Source organism: Pseudomonas sp. Marseille-Q1929 (assembly GCF_017316265.1).
Classification (GTDB): domain Bacteria; phylum Pseudomonadota; class Gammaproteobacteria; order Pseudomonadales; family Pseudomonadaceae; genus Aquipseudomonas.
Window position 1 is genome coordinate 24,118 of record NZ_JAFLWU010000004.1, and the last position, 16,659, is coordinate 40,776.

The 16,659-nt window shown below is 62.7% G+C and carries 15 protein-coding genes; 11 read left to right on the forward strand and 4 right to left on the reverse strand.

The genetic code is table 11. From position 1 onward, the window contains the following. The first annotated feature begins 36 nt into the window (after positions 1–36). Both J1G37_RS07570 and J1G37_RS07575 read left to right on the forward strand, forming a co-directional pair. Positions 37–2,487: a TonB-dependent siderophore receptor gene (locus J1G37_RS07570; protein WP_207040848.1), complete on the forward strand. Its 2,451-nt coding sequence runs from the start codon at positions 37–39 to the stop codon at positions 2,485–2,487. A 101-nt stretch (positions 2,488–2,588) separates the two neighbouring features. Further along, positions 2,589–3,152 (forward strand): hypothetical protein, encoded by a 564-nt coding sequence (locus J1G37_RS07575; protein WP_207040850.1) that lies wholly within the window; start codon positions 2,589–2,591, stop codon positions 3,150–3,152. Positions 3,153–3,226: 74 nt separating this feature from the next. Here the strand turns inward: J1G37_RS07575 and J1G37_RS07580 are convergent, their stop codons facing one another. Further along, entirely contained in the window at positions 3,227–3,931 is a 705-nt protein-coding gene (locus tag J1G37_RS07580; RefSeq protein WP_207040851.1) for a DUF3142 domain-containing protein, read from the reverse strand. Beyond that, complete coding sequence (locus J1G37_RS07585; protein WP_207040853.1) at positions 3,928–6,093, reverse strand: outer membrane assembly lipoprotein YfiO; 2,166 nt, start codon at positions 6,091–6,093, stop codon at positions 3,928–3,930. Before J1G37_RS07585 ends, J1G37_RS07580 begins: the two co-directional genes overlap by 4 nt. Before the next feature lie 164 nt (positions 6,094–6,257). On the opposite strand from J1G37_RS07585, the gene J1G37_RS07590 reads away from it, so the two are divergent. Both J1G37_RS07590 and J1G37_RS07595 read left to right on the forward strand, forming a co-directional pair. After that, a complete protein-coding gene (locus J1G37_RS07590) occupies positions 6,258–7,862 on the forward strand; it encodes a glycosyltransferase family 39 protein (RefSeq protein WP_207040855.1) in 1,605 nt (534 codons plus the stop codon). Between the two features lie 34 nt (positions 7,863–7,896). Continuing rightward, positions 7,897–8,142, forward strand: a complete 246-nt coding sequence (locus J1G37_RS07595) for a DUF2789 domain-containing protein (protein ID WP_017739466.1) — start codon at positions 7,897–7,899, stop codon at positions 8,140–8,142. A 298-nt stretch (positions 8,143–8,440) separates the two neighbouring features. Here the strand turns inward: J1G37_RS07595 and J1G37_RS07600 are convergent, their stop codons facing one another. Both J1G37_RS07600 and J1G37_RS07605 read right to left on the reverse strand, forming a co-directional pair. Beyond that, on the reverse strand, positions 8,441–8,731 hold the full coding sequence (locus tag J1G37_RS07600) for a type II toxin-antitoxin system RelE/ParE family toxin (protein WP_207040857.1): 291 nt from the start codon (positions 8,729–8,731) through the stop codon (positions 8,441–8,443). After that, positions 8,728–9,006 carry an antitoxin of toxin-antitoxin stability system gene (locus tag J1G37_RS07605; RefSeq protein WP_207040859.1) on the reverse strand — a complete coding sequence of 93 codons (279 nt, stop codon included), beginning with the start codon at positions 9,004–9,006 and terminating at the stop codon, positions 8,728–8,730. Before J1G37_RS07605 ends, J1G37_RS07600 begins: the two co-directional genes overlap by 4 nt. A 249-nt stretch (positions 9,007–9,255) precedes the next feature. Between J1G37_RS07605 and J1G37_RS07610 the strand changes: the two genes are divergently transcribed. From J1G37_RS07610 to J1G37_RS07640, 7 genes are all read left to right on the forward strand, one after another. Beyond that, a complete protein-coding gene (locus J1G37_RS07610; RefSeq protein ID WP_124526276.1) occupies positions 9,256–9,666 on the forward strand; it encodes a MarR family transcriptional regulator in 411 nt (136 codons plus the stop codon). Further along, a complete protein-coding gene (locus tag J1G37_RS07615) occupies positions 9,663–11,741 on the forward strand; it encodes an FUSC family protein (protein WP_207040861.1) in 2,079 nt (692 codons plus the stop codon). Before J1G37_RS07610 ends, J1G37_RS07615 begins: the two co-directional genes overlap by 4 nt. Next, a complete protein-coding gene (locus J1G37_RS07620) occupies positions 11,738–11,947 on the forward strand; it encodes a DUF1656 domain-containing protein (protein WP_010214247.1) in 210 nt (69 codons plus the stop codon). Before J1G37_RS07615 ends, J1G37_RS07620 begins: the two co-directional genes overlap by 4 nt. Beyond that, complete coding sequence (locus J1G37_RS07625) at positions 11,944–12,816, forward strand: efflux RND transporter periplasmic adaptor subunit (protein WP_207040863.1); 873 nt, start codon at positions 11,944–11,946, stop codon at positions 12,814–12,816. The genes J1G37_RS07620 and J1G37_RS07625 overlap by 4 nt, the downstream gene beginning before the upstream one ends. Next, positions 12,813–14,255: an efflux transporter outer membrane subunit gene (locus tag J1G37_RS07630; RefSeq protein WP_207040865.1), complete on the forward strand. Its 1,443-nt coding sequence runs from the start codon at positions 12,813–12,815 to the stop codon at positions 14,253–14,255. Before J1G37_RS07625 ends, J1G37_RS07630 begins: the two co-directional genes overlap by 4 nt. Before the next feature lie 81 nt (positions 14,256–14,336). Then, positions 14,337–14,969 carry an NADH:ubiquinone oxidoreductase subunit N gene (locus J1G37_RS07635; RefSeq protein WP_124526272.1) on the forward strand — a complete coding sequence of 211 codons (633 nt, stop codon included), beginning with the start codon at positions 14,337–14,339 and terminating at the stop codon, positions 14,967–14,969. A gap of 147 nt (positions 14,970–15,116) precedes the next feature. After that, positions 15,117–16,613 carry a YdgA family protein gene (locus J1G37_RS07640; RefSeq protein ID WP_026137108.1) on the forward strand — a complete coding sequence of 499 codons (1,497 nt, stop codon included), beginning with the start codon at positions 15,117–15,119 and terminating at the stop codon, positions 16,611–16,613. Positions 16,614–16,659 lie beyond the last annotated feature (46 nt).

A 16,659-nucleotide genomic window follows, 5' to 3' on the forward strand; every position in this document is an offset into this window, starting at 1 on the left:
AGCCAATCAAGAAGCGATCTCACGGGGAGTCCAGTAATGCCGCACCACCAGATCCAACCCTTGGCCCGCGCCCTGCGCCGTGGCGTGTTTGTCGGCCTGCTGGCCACGGTGCCCCTGGTGCCGAGCCTGGTGCAAGCCGCCGAAAGCACCGAAACGCAGCGCGCCTACAACATCCCGGCGGGCAACCTCGACCAGGCGTTGAACCGCTTCGCCAGCGCCTCGGGGATTTTGCTCTCGGTGGACGCTTCGCTCACCGAGGGCAAGCGCAGCGCCGGCCTGCAAGGGCGCTACGCGGTGGGCGCCGGGTTGGAGCGGTTGCTGGCCGGCAGCGGGTTGGTGGCGATGCAGGCCCAGGGCGGTTGGTCGTTGCAGGCGATTTCCGGCGGCGGCCCGTTGCAATTGGGCGCGACGCAGATCAGTGGCGAGCAAGCGCTGGAAAACGCCTGGGGCCCGGTGGATGGCATCGTCGCCACACGCAGCGCCTCGGGAAGCAAGACCGACTCGGCGCTGGTGGAAATCCCCCAGACCATCAACGTGATCACCGCCGCCGAGATCAAGGCGCGAGGCGCGCAGAGCGTGACCCAGGCGTTGCTCTACACGCCAGGCATGGCGGCGGGCGGTTTTGCGGACCGGGTTAAATTATTCGATGAACCGACCTCGCGTGGCTTCTCGCCGACGCCGCTGTACCTCGATGGTTTGCACCTGCCCTACGGCGGCGGCAGCACGGGCGGTGCGTTGCAGATCGAACCGTACTCGCTGGAGCGCATCGAAGTGCTCAAAGGCCCGGCCTCGGTGCTGTACGGGCAGAACCAGCCGGGCGGCATCGTCAACATGGTCAGCAAGCGCCCCAGCGAAACCCCGGTGCACCAAGTGGTGCTGGAAGCCGGCACCTACGAGCACAAAAGTGCGGCCATCGACCTCAGCGGCCCGCTGGACGAGCAAGGGCAGTTTCTCTATCGCCTGACCGCCCTGGCCAACGACGGCCAGGACGAAATCAACTACGTCGAAAACAAGCGCCAGTTCATCGCCCCCAGCCTCACTTGGCGGCCCAACGACGACACCAGCGTGACCCTGTTCGCCCAGTACCAGAAAGACAAAGGAGTGCCCGAAGCCCAAGGTCTGCCGGCGTCCGGCACCCTGTGGGCGAACCCCAACGGCAAGATCAAGCGCGACCTGTTTATCGGCGAGCCGGGCGTCAACCAGTACAACCGCGAGCAGTACGTGTTGGGCTACGAGGTTTCCCATCGCCTCAACGACACCTGGACCTTCAAGCAAAACGCCCGCTACGCCGAGGTCGACGACCGCTATACCGCGCCGTTGCACGGCTACGCTTTCATCGCCAACCCGGCCACCGGTGTGCAGGACCAACGCTACTTGCAACGCTACGCGGTGGACTGGGCGCAGAACAACAAAGTGTTTGGCGTCGACAGCATCGCCCAGGCGGAATTCGACACCGGCGCGCTGGCCCATACGATGATTTTCGGCCTGGATTACTACCATTCCGGCTCGCTGTTCCACGGCCTGTACGACCGTACTGCGCCGGCGATCGACCTGTTCAAGCCGGTCTACGGCCAGCGCATCGACTATCGCCAACCGTACCGCTGGGACCGCACCCTGAGCCAGACCGGCCTGTACGTGCAGGACCAGATCAAGTGGGACAAATGGGCACTGGTGCTCGGCGGCCGTTATGACTGGGCCAGCGTGGTCAACAAGGAGCCGATGCAGGGCACCCGCTTCGCCAGCAAGGACGAAGCCTTCACCGGCCGCGCGGGCCTGGTGTACCTGTTCGATAACGGCCTGGCGCCGTTTGTCAGCTACTCCGAATCCTTCCTGCCGCTGACCGGCACCAATGCCGATCACAAGCCGTTCGACCCCTCTACTGGCAAGCAATATGAAGTCGGCGTGAAGTACCAGCCGCCCGGCCAGAAGAGTTTTGTGCAGGCGTCGGTCTACCAGCTTGACCAGGAAAACGTGATCACCACCAACCCCAACGACACCTTCAGCACCCAGAGCGGCGCCATGCGTTCACGCGGCGTGGAGCTGGAAGCCAAGGCCGTCCTCAGCGATGCCTGGGACATCATCGCCTCGGCCGCGCGCAACGACATCAAGTACACCAAGGACGAAGAGGGGCGCCAAGGTCGTCACCCGGCTGGCATCTCGCCGCTCACTGCGTCGATGTGGGTCAACTACACCGTGGTCGGCGACACCCCGCTGGCCGGCCTCGGTGCAGGCCTGGGCGTGCGCTACGCGCGGCAAAGCCTGGGCGACTACTACGAAGGCGCCTTCAGCGTGCCGTCCTACAGCGTCTACGACGCCAGCCTGAGCTACGACCTGAGCCGCTCGCCGCTGAAACTCAAGGGCGTGAAACTGGCGCTGAACGTGCAAAACCTCACCAACAAAACCTACGTGTCGCAGTGCACCAGTGACCTGGATTGCTACTACGGCGAAGGGCGTACGGCGGTGTCGAGCCTGACCTACGACTGGTAGGTAATTACTCGTAGGAGTGGTCCTGATTTACCTGGGCGTGAACTAGACAAGCCTCGTGAGCGTTAGCCTTTTTGGCCGGCTAACCTCCCGAGACCTTGCCCATGTCCATCGCCGAAAACCCCTACGCCACACCGCGTTCAGCGCTGAGTTGGATGCCCGTTCGCAAGCCGGTGTTTTTCGTGGTTTCACCGCGAAAATTCCTGAGCCTGATACTGCTGACCCTTGGCGGGTATTTCTTTTATTGGTTGTACCGCCAGTGGGCGCACTATCGGCGAGCCACCGGTGCCAGCGTCTGGCCGTGGGTACGCACGCTGTTTTCGGTGTGCTACTTCTGCACGCTGATCCTCAGCGTCGCCCGGGAATTGGAGCAAGGCGAGTCACCCTATCGCTGGTGGCCGCGGGGCTTGGCGGTGGTGATCTTTCTGTGCGGGTGTTTGCCGTTCACGTTGCTGTGGTTGTTGTCACCGCTGGCCGCGCTGGCGGTGGGTGCCGTGATCGTGGCGTTGCAACTGGCGCTGGCGTTGCAGCTGCAAAGTGCGATCAATTGTCTGGAGCGCGATGCGCAGGGGCAGGGGAATGCGGGTTTGAGGGGGGGCGATTGGGTTGGGATAGGTTTAGGGTTGTTGGGATGGGTAGTGGTTATTGCGAGCATTTTCGCCGGGTAGGAAGAGTCCAGTGCCACTGGAAATAGCATGTGGGAGTGCTCTTGATTTTATAGGCACTGGCGTTCACTAAACCTTCAACGATTCTGCAAAAACACCACATACCCCCGAAACCACTCACTCCTCTTCAAATACCCCGGCTCCTCCCACACCCCACCCTGAATCAACCCCACCTTGAACGGCAGCCCCATCCGATTCATCCGCGGCAAATACGCCGCGTAATCCGCAATGCTGTGCCGCCCTTGATAGGTCTGCACCACCACCTCATCCACCACGCCCTTGAGCTGGGCGATGGCAGCCGGGTCGGCGTTGCTGCTCCAGTCCATCAGGCCGGTGATGCTCAGGCGCAGGTCGGCCGGCAGGCGTTGGCGCAGGTCGCGCAGGAAATCGGCGTATTCGTGCAGGTATTGGGTGCGGGCGTCGAAGTCGATCTGGATGCCAACCACCGGGTTGCCGGCGTCGCGCCAGCGTTGCACCTGGCCCAGCACTTGGCTGTAGACCGCCTCGGGCCAGTGCAGGGTGTGGGCGCGGTAGACCACCCAGATGTCGCCGTGGGTCAGGCGCGGTACGCCGATGCCCTGGGCGATGAGTTGCACGCCGCGTTGGGGCGCGCGGCGGGTGGAGTTGATCTGGCCCTGGAGGATGTACAGGGTGTTGGCCTGTTTGAGGACAGGCTGGGGCGCGACACCGCTCCATAGCCAGAAGGCGTCGTAGTCGCGGGCGTCCACCGCGCCGAACACCGGGCTTGCCAGGAGCAGCAAGCCGAGCCACAGCTGCTTCACCAGTAGTACTGCGCCGATTTGCCCCATTGGGTGTCGGCGAAACCGCTCTTGAGCTGGCGGAACCAGGCTTTGCGCACCGCCGGTGTCACGTCCTGGCCGCCGCAGCTGTTGTAGCCGGCCGGTGCATAGCAGTTGATCGCCCGGAACAGCGCGTAGGCCTTGTCGTGCTTCGGCGCCTTGGCGTCGCCGATCACCTGTTTGTAGCCGTCCAGGCGCGAGAAGGTTTCGCCCTTGAAGTCCGACGCGCTGCTGCCCAGGCTGCCGGCGGCGCGGGCCTGTTCCAGTGGCATGCCGTCGAGGTTGTTGCGCAGGATGAACTCACCGAGGCAGTTCAAGCCTTGTGGGTTCTTGGCGTCGACCTGCAAGGTTGCGGCGGTTTGCGCGATGGTGGGGCAGGCGTAGTCGGATTCGGCTTTTTCGCCATTCCACTGGAACAAGCGCAAGGTCTGGCTGGCGCTGTAGACGTAGCCCAGGCTGGTGCCGAGCTTGTCCTCGGGGGCCGGCGTCGGCAGTTGCTTGAGGTCTTCGGCGAAGCTGGCGAACTGGCCGCGCAGCAGGTTTTTGTAGAGCAGCACGAATTGCGCGGTCTCGCGCTCCAGTGGGTCGCTGGCCTGGGCGAGTTGCTGACGCAGCAAGTCAGGCCCGGCGACGTTGCGCAGCAAGATGTAGCGCACCTGCTTGGCGCTGATCGGCGAGTCGGCGGCAAACACCTTGGCCAACTGGCCGCTGCGCTCGTAGTGCAGGGCCAGGGCCAGCTCCAACTGGTCGCGTTGCAGCGGCTGTTTGGCCAGCGGCAGCAGTTGCAGCCAGAGGGCCTCGGCGGCTTTCCAGTCCTTTTTATCTTCCAGCGCCAGTGCGCGCAGGGTCTGTTGGCTGAAGGCGAAGTAATCCAGGCTCGACGGCACATCTTGGGGCAAATGCTTCAGGGCGCTGTCGGGTTGATGCTCGACGTACAGCGCGTACGCCGCGAGCAGGTAGTCGTACAGCGCCGGCTCATTGGCAAATACGGCTTTGCGTTGGGCGAGGTCGTCGCGAGTCAATGTCGGTGGGTTGTGGGCGCGCATCCGCATCAGGTCGCTGACCAGTTGCATCATCGGCGTGTCGATCGGCCCGCCGGTCACCGACAGCAGCTTCACGTCGGCTTCTTCCACCAGTTCATCCACCGACACATTGCGCTGCGCCTCTGTAGCTTGGGTCAGCCCCCAGGCGTAGGCGTCGGCGAGCTTGACGTTGTCGTCCGCCAGCCAATACACACGACGGAGCAGGCCACGGGCAGAGGCGGTGTAGGCGCCTTGTGGATAAGTCTTCAGGTAGTTGCCGAAACCCTGCTCGGCAGCGGCCAGCGCAGACTTATCCACACGCTCAAGGTTGGGCACACCGTATTCATCGTAGGTGTTGGCCTGGGCCTGGTTCAGCGCGGTGCGGGCCGTCATGTACAGCGCAGTTTCCTTCAGCCACGGCGAGCTGGCGCTGGCGAGCGCCGAGAAACCACGCTCGGCCTCGGCAAAACGGCCGCTGTAGAAGTCGGCGGCGGCTTGCAGGTACGTGCGAAACAGTTGGCCGTCGCTGGACTGGATCTGCTGCGGATCGGCGATGACCGGGCCATCCCAGGTGCAGGCGCTCAGCAGTTGCAGGCGTGATTGAGCCAGCAGCGTACGTTCGGCTGCCGGCATGTCGGCCTTGACCACTTGGCGGATAAACGCGGTGGCGCTGTCATCGTCGTTGCTGCGGCAGCGGCTGCCTTCGCCGTTGAGGAAGGCTTCGCCGGCGGTTTTGTAGTCCTCGCGCTTGATGCCCAGGGGTTCCAGCAGTGTGTCGAGCTCGGCGGTGGGTGAATCGTCGGAGTCGGGTTGCGTCTCGCCGCTGCCGACTGGGGTCAGGCGGTACACCGCAAACGGCACCTGGCCGAAACCCTGGGCCAGGTCATCCTCGTTCAAGGCGTTGGGCGTCAGCGCCACGGTTTTTTTGTCGGCCAGCAACAGGCGTAGATTGACGCGGCTGTCGTTGCCCGGGCTCAGGAAAGGCAGGTTGTTGCACGTGTCGAGGCTGTCACGCGAGACCCGCCAGTCGGGGTAGCAAGAGTCGTCGGAGCTGGCCAGTGCCGGCAGGGAAGTGCTGGCCAACAGAGCCAGTGCCAGAGGTGACAGAAAACCGATGCGCATGACGTGTCCTTGATCCTGAGTCCTTGGAGGGAGGCAATCATAGCCTGATCTCACAAAGGCTTCGGTGAAGGCCTACGCAAATCACCGATTTGTCCGATACCAGCAGCGAGGTTCGGGCTTTTGTCCTAGAGTGGCGGTGTTTGCGCAGTGGCAGGGGAATCGAGGTGCGTCGGTCTGTGGTAGAGCAAAACGAAAAGGTCGGGGCGTTGCCCGCCTATAGTCGCCTCACGTGGGAGCGCGCCGGCTGGATCAGCCGCCTGTGGTGGGTGCCGATCCTGGCGTTGGCCATGGCTGTGCGGTTTTACCAACTGACGGCAGCAGCGATCTGGGGCGACGAAGGTTCCAGCCTGCTGCTCAGTGAGTACGCGGTGGGCGACCTGTGGTTTCACGCGGCCCACGATGTGCATCCGCCCCTGTATTTCTTGATCCTGCGCGGCTGGATCGAGCTGTTCGGCGACAGCATCGGGTCTATTCGCAGCATGAGTGCGATCCCCGGCGTGGTCGCCGTTGGCCTGGGGATCTGGCTGACGCGGCAACTGTCCACCCGGCGTGCTGCGGTGCTGGCGGGGGTGTTGCTGGCGCTGCTGCCGACGGCGGTGCGCTACAGCCAGGAAGTGCGCATGTATTCGCTGCTTGGCGTGTGGCTGCTGGGCGCGACGCTGGCGCTGGTGTACTGGGTGCGACAGCCCGAGCGCACGCGTTACCTGGCGGTGTACGTCGTGTTGATGAGCGCCGGTTTCTATACCCATTACTTCACCGCGCTGTGTGTGCTGGTGCATTGGGCCTACCTGGGCATGTTGTGGGGCGCTCAACCGCGCGAACAGCGTCTGCTGGCGCGCCCGGCGTGGTGGGTGGCCAACGTCGCGATTGTGCTGCTGTACTTGCCCTGGTTGCCGAATCTGCTGGAGTTGGTGCGGCATGTCGAGGCGCTCAAAGTGGGCGGCGACATTGGCTGGGAAGAACCGGTCAGCCTGCTGTCCCTGCCGTCGATGATCTGGCAGTTCGTGCTGCAGGATGAGGGTATTGGCTTCTGGGCGCCGCTGTTCTGGGCCTTCCCGTTGCTGTTGGCGGGCATCGTCGGCGTCACCGTCTGGCGCGATCGCGAGCGCTATCGGCCGGCCAGTCTGCTGGCGCTGTTTTTGCTGCTGCCGCTGTTGCTGGTGTACGGCGTGTCGTTTGTTTCCCCAGTGTTTATCGAGCGCTACCTCACGGTGTATGCCTTGGGCTTGCCGATCCTCGTCGCGTTGGCCATCGACCGCCTGGCGCCGCGCCTGGCCTGGCTGGGGGCGGCGTTGTTCGTGCTGTTTGTCGGGGTGGAACTGGTGGGGCTGAAGAACAACTTCACCGTCGATGAACATGATCAGTTCAACGTGCCCGTGGAATTCGTCAATCGCAATTACCAGGAAGACGACCGCATCGTCCTCAGCGACATGCTGTGGTACCTGAGCTACGTGTATTACGACCAGACCGACGCCCAATTGCAGCTCTACACCCCGCCCAAGCCCGATGGCACCCCGACCCGACCGAACGCTTACGGCTTTGGCACCCTGGTGGACCAGGACGGTGGGCGCATCTACCTTGACCGTCTATCGGCATTGCCTGCCGAGACCCGCCGCGTATGGCTGATTAGCAGCAACGAAGCGCCCGACGACTTTGCGCCCTTGCCAGAGGGTTGGCGCGAACTCAGTCGCCAGGACGGCGGCGGTGCCCGGGCGCGCTTGTTTGTGTTGTGCAACGTCGCGTCAGCGCAACCTGAGGGTTGCCGCTAGACTCGGTCTGACTTTCATTGATCAGGAGCTCACCATGGAACCGCCTGTGCACGACCTGCCTGCATTGTTCAAACAACTGGGACTGCCGGATGACCCGGTCAGCATTGACCAGTTTGTCGCGGTCCACTCGCCGCTCAAGGCCGATTTGAAGCTGGCGGACGCGTTCTTCTGGACCGACAGCCAGCGGCAGTTTTTGCGTGAGGGCATTCTGGAAGATGCAGATTGGGCTGAGGTGGTGGATGAGTTGGATGTGTTGTTGCGTAAGGGGCGTGGGGTGTAAAAAAATATCCCCCAAAATGCTCATATGTAAAAAAAAATGGTGAGCGGTAAAAAAATCTGAGAGCTCTGCGCGAGATTGGGAAATTTCCTATCGGCTAAGGGGAAGTGGACTGATGGTGATCAGTGTGAGGCGTCCGTTATTAACCAGCGCCGATTCCTTCCGTTGGTCACCGTATGAAACGCCTGATCCCACGTGCCGGGATTGAGAAATACGACTTCGCAAATCCCTGACAGCCTGCACGGATCCAAAGTGTAGGAGGGGAATTGTCGAATCGTCGCACTGCCCCGATAGCGGTGTATCAGTCACCAGCGCTTTGCGGTGGCCACTGGCGAGCGGTATGCACCAACGCCATGATCCTCACCACGCTGGGCTCAAGCTGATAAACCAGACGGTAGCTTGGATGAGGAATGACCTCTCGCGTACCTGCAATTCGGCCCAGTGGGCCGCTTTCAGGGTTTTGTGCCAGGCCAAGCGCTGCGATGCTGAAACGCCGGTCGATATCGGCTGCGGCTTGTGGGTTTTTATCGAATAGAAAATCCCAGATGTCTCGACGGTCCTGCCCCGCTTCGGGGGTCCACGTGACCCTCATTCCTGGTTGTCTACTTGAGCGCGCCTCGCCACGAATTCAGCTTCAAGATCTTCATTGGAGATCTCACGGCCCGCTCGAATAGAGGCGCGAGAGGCGTCGACCTTGCGTTGCAGAAACTCGTCGTATTCCCTGGATTCCTGCTGAGCCTGCACGAAATTACGCATCATCTCCCGCACGATTTGCGAGGCTGGGCGATGGGAGGCCTCGCATTCAGCCATGAATTGGTCGCGCAACTCCGATTCCAGTTTCAGGGTGAAGACAGCGAGTTTGGACATAGGTAATCCCTCCGATTTTGTATGTACAAAGTATATACATCGTCATTACTGAAGCATCAGTGGGTAAAGGCTTCAGGTGACTGACGGTCATGATCAGATCGATTCACAAGTGTCTGAGGTGTTGCTGCTCCCGCTCATCCGCGAAATTGTTTCAAAACTTGACGGCCTCCCGTTCATCCACCATATTGATAGTTAGCAAACTAACTGTATGCGAACTATCCAGTGCCTCAATCCCTCGAACAACTCCAGATGAACCTCAGCAGCAGCATGGTGGTGGGCGCCCGTAACTGGCGCAAAATCTGCCAGACCACGCTGGTGAGTTACGGTATTTCCGAAGCCTGCGCCGTGCCGTTGTTGATGATCGGCCGCCTGGGCGACGGTGTGCATCAGGTAAAAGTAGCCCAGGCGTCGGGGATGGAAAGCCCGTCGCTGGTGCGCCTGCTCGACCAACTGTGCAACGGCGGCTATGTGTGCCGCACCGAAGATATCCACGACCGCCGCGCCAAGGCCTTGAGCCTTACCGAACGTGGCCGTGAGCTGGTGCAAGCGGTGGAAGTGCAACTGGTGCGCCTGCGTAAGGAAGTCCTCGCCGACATCGCGCCCGACGACATGGCCGCCGCCTTGCGCGTGCTGCGCGCCTTCGAGGCGGCGACCCTTTGAACGGATTTTTCAGCGGCTTCCCGCCGGCCCGCGACTGGTTCTACGGCGTGCGCACCTTCGCCGCCTCGATGATCGCGTTGTACATCGCCATGCTCATGCAAATGCCGCGTCCGTATTGGGCGATGGCCACTGTTTATATCGTCTCCAGCCCGTTTGTCGGCCCCACCAGTTCCAAGGCGCTGTACCGCGCCATCGGCACCTTGATGGGCGCGGCGGCGGCGGTGTTTTTTGTGCCGATGTTTGTGCAGTCGCCCTATGTGCTGGTGGTGGTGATTGCCTTGTGGACGGGCATTTTGCTGTTCCTCTCCATGCACCTGCGCACCGCGAACAACTACGCGCTGATGCTGGCCGGCTACACCTTGCCGCTGATCGCCCTGCCGGTGGTGGACAACCCGCTGGCCGTGTGGGATGTGGCCGAAGCACGTACCGAAGAGATCTTCCTCGGCATCGCCGTGGCGGCGGTGGTCGGCGCGATGTTCTGGCCACGGCGCCTGATGCCGGTGTTCGACGGCTCGGTGAGCAAGTGGTTTGCCGACGCCCAGGTCTACAGCCAGCGCTTTTTGACCCGCAACGTCACGCCGGAAGAAGTCAGCAGCCTGCGCGGCGGTATGGTCGCCACCTTCAACACCCTGGAATTGATGATCGGCCAGTTGCCCCACGAAGGCGCGCGGCCGCAGACGGTGCGCAACACCAAGGAACTGCGCGGGCGCATGATCCACCTGTTGCCGGTGGTGGAGGAACTCGACGATGCGCTGTATGCCGTTGAGCAGCGCGCGCCGCAGTATCTCGATCAATTGACGCCCCTGTTGGAAGCCACCAACCAGTGGCTGCAAAGCAGCGCAGAAAACCCCTCGATGGACAGTTGGCGCGCCCTGCGTGATAGGGTCGAAGCCCTGCAACCCCAAGGCGAAGCGCTGGACGAACGCCACACGCTGCTGTTCTCCAACGCCCTGTACCGCCTCGGCGAATGGATCGACCTGTGGCAAGACTGCCGCAGCCTGCAAGCCGCCATTGCCTGCGAAAGCCAGGTCACCTGGCGCGCCGTGTACCGTCACTGGCGCCTGGGCCGGCTCACGCCGTTCCTCGACCGTGGCCTGATGTTCTACTCGGCGTTTTCCACCGTCACCGCGATCATCGTCGCCTCGGTGCTGTGGATTCTATTGGGCTGGACCGACGGCGGCAGCGCCGTGATCCTGGCCGCCGTGGCCTGCAGCTTTTTCGCCTCGATGGACGACCCCGCGCCGCAGATCTACCGGTTCTTTTTCTGGACCGCGATGTCGGTGCTATTCGCCAGCCTCTATCTGTTTCTGGTCCTGCCCAACCTGCACGATTTCCCGATGCTGGTGCTGGCGTTTGCCGTGCCGTTTATCTGCATCGGCACGCTCACCGTGCAGCCGCGCTTTTACCTGGGCATGTTGCTGACGCTGGTGAACACCTCGTCGTTCATCAGCATCCAGGGTGCTTACGACGCGGACTTCCTCAACTTCGCCAACGTCAACCTGGCCGGCCCCGTGGGCCTGTTGTTTGCCTTTGTGTGGACGCTGATCGCGCGGCCCTTCGGTGCCGAACTGGCGGCCAAGCGCCTGACGCGTTTCAGCTGGCACGACATCGTCGGCATGACCGAACCTGCCACCCTCAACGAACACCGCCACCTTGCCGCGCAAATGCTCGACCGCCTGATGCAGCACCTGCCGCGCCTGGCGATCATCGGCCAAGACACCGGCGTTGCCCTGCGCGACCTGCGGGTGGCACTGAACCTGCTCGACCTGCTGGCCTACTCGCCGCGCATCCTCGGTGTGCCCCGGGTGCTGCTCAACCAGGTGGTCGAAGGCGTCGGCGGTTACTTCAAGGCCTGCCTCAAGGCCGGTGAACGCTTGCCGGCGCCGAGCGGTCTGCTGATGACCCTCGACCGCACGCGCCGCGCCCTCAACGGCCAAGGCCTGCAAGACGAAGACGACACCCGCGTGCACCTGCTGCACGCGCTGGCCGGCCTGCGCCTGGCGCTGTTGCCTGGCGTGGAATTCATTGGCGGCACCGAGCAGGAAGCGCCGCTACCCGATGGAGCGCCTTTATGATCGGTGATCTGGATATCAGCGGGGTGTTCCTGCCCACGCTGCTGGTGCTGATGGGCATTACGTACGTGTTGTTTCTGGTGGTGCACGGGTTGTTGACCCGGCTCCACTTCTACCGCCTGGTCTGGCACCGGGCATTGTTCAACGTGGGGCTCTACGCGCTGTTGCTGGGCGCGGTGGACTCACTCAGTCGATACCTGATGACATGAAAAAACCCTTTTTGACCATCGGCCGTGTAGTCCTCACGTTGTTGATCGTGACCTTTGCGGTCGTTGTGGTGTGGCGCATGGTCATGTACTACATGTTTGCGCCCTGGACCCGCGACGGGCACATCCGTGCCGACATCGTGCAGATCGCCCCCGACGTGTCCGGGCTGATCCAGCAAGTCGACGTGCGCGACAACCAATTGGTGAGCAAAGGCCAGGTGCTCTTCGCCGTGGACCAGGACCGCTTCAAGCTGGCCCTGCGCCAAGCCCAGGCCGCCGTGGCCGACCGCCAGGAAACCCTGGCCCAGGCCAGCCGCGAATACAAACGCAACCGTGGCCTGGGCAACCTGGTGCCGAGCGAGCAACTGGAAGAAAGCCAGTCCCGCGTGGCCCGAGCCCAATCGGCCCTGGCCGAAGCCCAGGTGACGGTGGATTCGGCCCAGCTCAACCTCGACCGCTCGGTGATCCGCAGCCCGGTGGACGGCTACGTCAACGACCGTGCGCCGCGCAGCCAGGAATTCGTCACCGCCGGGCGCCCGGTGTTGTCGGTGGTGGACAGCAATTCCTTCCATATCGACGGCTACTTCGAAGAAACCAAGCTCGACGGCATCCACGTCGGCATGGCGGTGGATATCCGCGTGGTCGGCGACAACGCCCGCCTGCGCGGGCATGTGCAGAGCATCGTCGCCGGGATCGAAGACCGTGACCGCAGCAGTGGCGCCAACCTGTTGCCCAACGTCAACCCGGCGTTCAGTTGGGTACGCCTAGCCCAGCGCATTCCCGTGCGCATCGCGTTTGATGAGGTGCCGGCAGACTTCCGCATGATCGCCGGGCGTACCGCCACCGTGTCGATCATTGGAGACAAGCCATGAAGCAACGGCTGGCCATTGCCGCGCTGGGGCTGATGCTGTCGGCCTGCCAGGCGGTGGGCCCGGACTACACGCTGCCGAATGAGGCCGCGGTCAAACGCGGCGACCTGCAAGGGCAAATCGCGGGCGAGGGCAGCAACGTGGTGTCGGCGCCCGTGCCGGCAGATTGGTGGAAGCTCTATAACGACCCGCGCCTGGATGAGTTGGTGCGCCAGGCCATGGCCTCCAACACCGATCTGCGCGTGGCCGCCGCCAACCTGCAACGCTCGCGTTATCAGGTGCAGCAGGCCGAATCCGCCGGCGGTTGGAATGCCGGCGTGAAAGCCGAGGCCCAGCGCTTGCAGGAATCCGGCGAGGCGTTTTTGCTCGCGGACAAAGTCCCGGTGGCGAACATCGGCAGCGTTGGCCTCAGCACCTCGTATCAGTTCGACCTGTGGGGCACCTTGCAACGCGGCATCGAAAGCGCCCAGGCCAGCGCCGACGCCGCCCAGGCTGCCGCCGATATTGCGCGCATCACCCTGGTGGCGGACGTGGTGCGCTCCTACACCCAGGTGTGCGCGGCCAACGAAGAATTGGCGATTGCCAACGAATCCCTGCAACTGCAGGCCCAGAGCACCACCCTGACCCAACGTCTGCGCGATGCCGGGCGTGGTGACGAAACCCAGGTGACCCGCTCGCAAACCCAATACAAATCCTTGCGCGCCGACATGCCGCGCTACGAAGCCGCGCGCCAGGCCGGTTTGTTCCGCCTGTCGATGTTGCTGGCCAAGCCACTGGACCAATTGCCTGCGGGCACCGGCACCTGCGCCGAGCTGCCACACATCGCCCAGTTGCTGCCAGTGGGCGACGGCGCCGCGCTGCTCAAGCGCCGTCCCGATGTGCGTCAGGCCGAGCGCCAACTGGCCGCCGCCACCGCGCGCATTGGCGTGGCCACCGGCGCGCTGTACCCGGACATCAGCATCGGCGCCACGGTGGGCACCGTGGGTATTCTCGATAACCTCGGCACCGCGCCCACCAACCGCTGGGGCTTTGGCCCGCTGATCAGCTGGACCGTGCCGACCAACGGCGCACGCGCGCGCATCCACGAAGCCGAAGCCGCGACCCAGGGCGCCCTGGCGCATTTTGACGGCGTGGTGCTCAACGCCATCCGCGAAACCCAGACCGGCCTGGCGCAATACACCGCGCAACTGCAGCGTCGCGACGCCCTGAACGAAGCCGGCGAGTCGGCCAAGGAAGCGGCGGACCAGACCCACCGCTTCTTCCAGGCCGGCCGCGCGTCGTTCCTCGCCGACCTGCAAGCCACGCGCACCTACACCGATGTGCGGGCGCAGCTGGCGGCGGCGAACACCCAGGTTGCCATGAGCCAGATCGACTTGTTCCTGGCCTTGGGCGGTGGTTGGGAAAGCGGACGAACGCAAGCTGCGCAGGCCAGCAAACCCTGAGCGAATAGCTATGCTTTGACTGGCGGGCCGCCGTGATGGCTCGCTGGTCACTGCTCGCGTTTGCTCATGGGGATTCCAATAATGAAAAACCCTTATGCTCCCGCTTTCTGGTGCGTGTTCTTCGCACTGGTGTTGTTATCGGCTGCCTACTTCTACGGGGTCATGCTCGCTCACCAAATCGACAAGGCCATGGTGTTTCTCGACAGCGCCTGCCTGGTGATCGGCACCTTGTCCATTGGCGTGGTGGCCTGGGCGTCCTACCAGAACCATCGGATCAAACGCCGGCTGCTCGAACAGGGCAAGACCCGTGTGGCGATCTGGGACACCAAGGTTGCGCTGCGCCGCGTCGAAACTGTGTTCGACCGCTATTTCTGGGGTAGCTACTGGCAGCCGGGGCGCACCTTCCAGGAAGTCATGGGCGAACTTACCGGCACGCCCCTGGAAAAAAGCCTCGAAGCCTTGAAAAAACAGTGCGTGGCGTTGGATCAGCAAGTCGCCGACGGCAGGCATTGGCTGAATAACGCGCGGGAATTGTCCGACGTCGCCACGCAAATGGCCCGTGAGCGCTACCAACTGGACTTCTGCGATCCCAAGGCCGACACCCCGGGCAACGCCGTGATACACCGCGAGTTTGAGGTGCTGGTGTACACCTGGACGGCGCGGTTGAAGAGTTTCGATCACCAACTCGATGAGATTGAATCGGAATATTCGTGAACCATCTGCTGACCTGACCCCTCTGAAAAGCTGGGCCGTTCGCGGCCGCCAGTGCTAATCTTCCCCCGCTTTTGGCGGGCTTGAGCCAACCCCTTCGGGGTTCAAGGAAGACAGCCCACTTCTCACAGGATTTGATCAGGTCACTTCATGAATAAGCCAGCCGTAGTTCTTTTGGGTTTTGTCGTCGCTGTAGGCGCTGTCAGTGCAGGCGGCGCCTGGTACACCGGCAAGCAGCTGGAACCGGTGCTGCAAACGGCGGTGCAGGACGCCAACAAGGAACTGCAACGTTCCATGGCCGGCGTCGATGGGCGTCTGGACCTGGAGCTGGTGTCCCTGGACCGTGGCTTGTTCAGCAGCACCGCGCACTATCGCCTCAAGGCCCAGGGGTCGTTCTTCGGTGAGCAGAACCCGAACCCGGAACTGCTTTTCGTCGACCATATCGAGCACGGCCCGCTGCCGTTCTCGCGCCTGGTGTCGCTGAAGTGGCTGCCGGTCATGGCCACCAGTCACTACTCGCTGGAAAAGAACCCGACTACCGAGAAATGGTTCGCCGCCGCCAAAGACGTGTCGCCGCTCAAAGGCGTGGCCAACATTGGCTACAACCGTTCGGTCAGCGGCAATTTCGAGCTGCTGCCGCTGGAGTTCAAGGACGACAAGTCCTCGGCCAGCTTCTCCGGCCTCAACCTGGACTTCGACAGCAGCGCCGAAGGCAAGAAGGTCAAGGTCAATGGCTACATGAACAGCCTCAAGCTGACCGCCGTCGATGGCGACGGTACGCCCTTTGCGGCCGACCTGGCCGGCCTGACGGTGGCCAGCAACCTGGAAAAATCCACCTTCGGCTTCTACACCGGGCAGAACACCGTTGAGCTGACCGACACCAAGCTCACCGTCGGCCCGCAACAAACCGTGCTGACCCTCAAGGGCTTCGAGCAGAAAGACACCAGCGCCGTCAAAGACAACACCATGGACGGCCGCGTCGACTACAAGATCGACGAGATCGGCTACCAGGGCAAACCGGTCGGCTCCGCCGCCATGGCCGTGAGCGTGAAGAACATCGACGTGCCGTCGGGCCTGCTGCTGACCAAGCTGTACCAGGACAAGATGCAGCCGGTGCAAGCCGCCGCCGCTGCGGGCCAGCCCGTGCCGGAACTGCAACTGACCGAAGCCGAGCAAACCCTGGCCGAAGCCAACGTCAACCAGTTGCTGGCGGCCAAGCCGCAAGTGGCCCTGGAAAACCTGTCGCTGAAAACCACCCACGGCGAAAGCAAGTTCAACCTGATCCTGGACCTGACCAAGCCCTCGTCCATGGAGCTGCCACCGGTTGAACTGGGTAAGCAGATCATCGCTTTGCTGGATGCCAACCTGACCCTGTCCAAGCCCATGATCAGCGACATTGCCGCCCTGCAAGCCCAGGCTGGCGGCGTGACCGACCCGAAAGCCATCGAGCAGCAATCGCAGATGGCGGCCGAGATGGTCAGCGGCATGGCGGTCGGCACCCAGCTGGCGACCCTGGTTGGCAACGACGTCGTTTCCAAGCTGCACTACGCCAACAATGAAGTGACCTTCAACGGCCAGAAGATGACCGTCGAACAATTCATTGGCTTCGTCCTGGCCAAAGCCGGTGCGATGAGCGGCGCGCAGTAAAGATTCTGCCTTCACCCAGAAATAAATAATGGGGGAGTGGACGTGC

Excerpts from the sequence above, each read along its gene's own strand:
- J1G37_RS07570 (WP_207040848.1), top strand. The coding sequence starts at position 37 with ATGCCGCACCACCAGATCCAACCCTTGGCCCGCGCCCTGCGCCGTGGC.
- J1G37_RS07625 (WP_207040863.1), top strand. The coding sequence starts at position 11,944 with ATGAAAAAACCCTTTTTGACCATCGGCCGTGTAGTCCTCACGTTGTTG.
- J1G37_RS07620 (WP_010214247.1), top strand. The coding sequence starts at position 11,738 with ATGATCGGTGATCTGGATATCAGCGGGGTGTTCCTGCCCACGCTGCTG.
- J1G37_RS07585 (WP_207040853.1), bottom strand. The coding sequence starts at position 6,093 with ATGCGCATCGGTTTTCTGTCACCTCTGGCACTGGCTCTGTTGGCCAGC.
- J1G37_RS07605 (WP_207040859.1), bottom strand. The coding sequence starts at position 9,006 with ATGTCCAAACTCGCTGTCTTCACCCTGAAACTGGAATCGGAGTTGCGC.
- J1G37_RS07595 (WP_017739466.1), top strand. The coding sequence starts at position 7,897 with ATGGAACCGCCTGTGCACGACCTGCCTGCATTGTTCAAACAACTGGGA.
- J1G37_RS07635 (WP_124526272.1), top strand. The coding sequence starts at position 14,337 with ATGAAAAACCCTTATGCTCCCGCTTTCTGGTGCGTGTTCTTCGCACTG.
- J1G37_RS07575 (WP_207040850.1), top strand. The coding sequence starts at position 2,589 with ATGTCCATCGCCGAAAACCCCTACGCCACACCGCGTTCAGCGCTGAGT.
- J1G37_RS07630 (WP_207040865.1), top strand. The coding sequence starts at position 12,813 with ATGAAGCAACGGCTGGCCATTGCCGCGCTGGGGCTGATGCTGTCGGCC.
- J1G37_RS07610 (WP_124526276.1), top strand. The coding sequence starts at position 9,256 with ATGAACCTCAGCAGCAGCATGGTGGTGGGCGCCCGTAACTGGCGCAAA.
- J1G37_RS07640 (WP_026137108.1), top strand. The coding sequence starts at position 15,117 with ATGAATAAGCCAGCCGTAGTTCTTTTGGGTTTTGTCGTCGCTGTAGGC.
- J1G37_RS07600 (WP_207040857.1), bottom strand. The coding sequence starts at position 8,731 with ATGAGGGTCACGTGGACCCCCGAAGCGGGGCAGGACCGTCGAGACATC.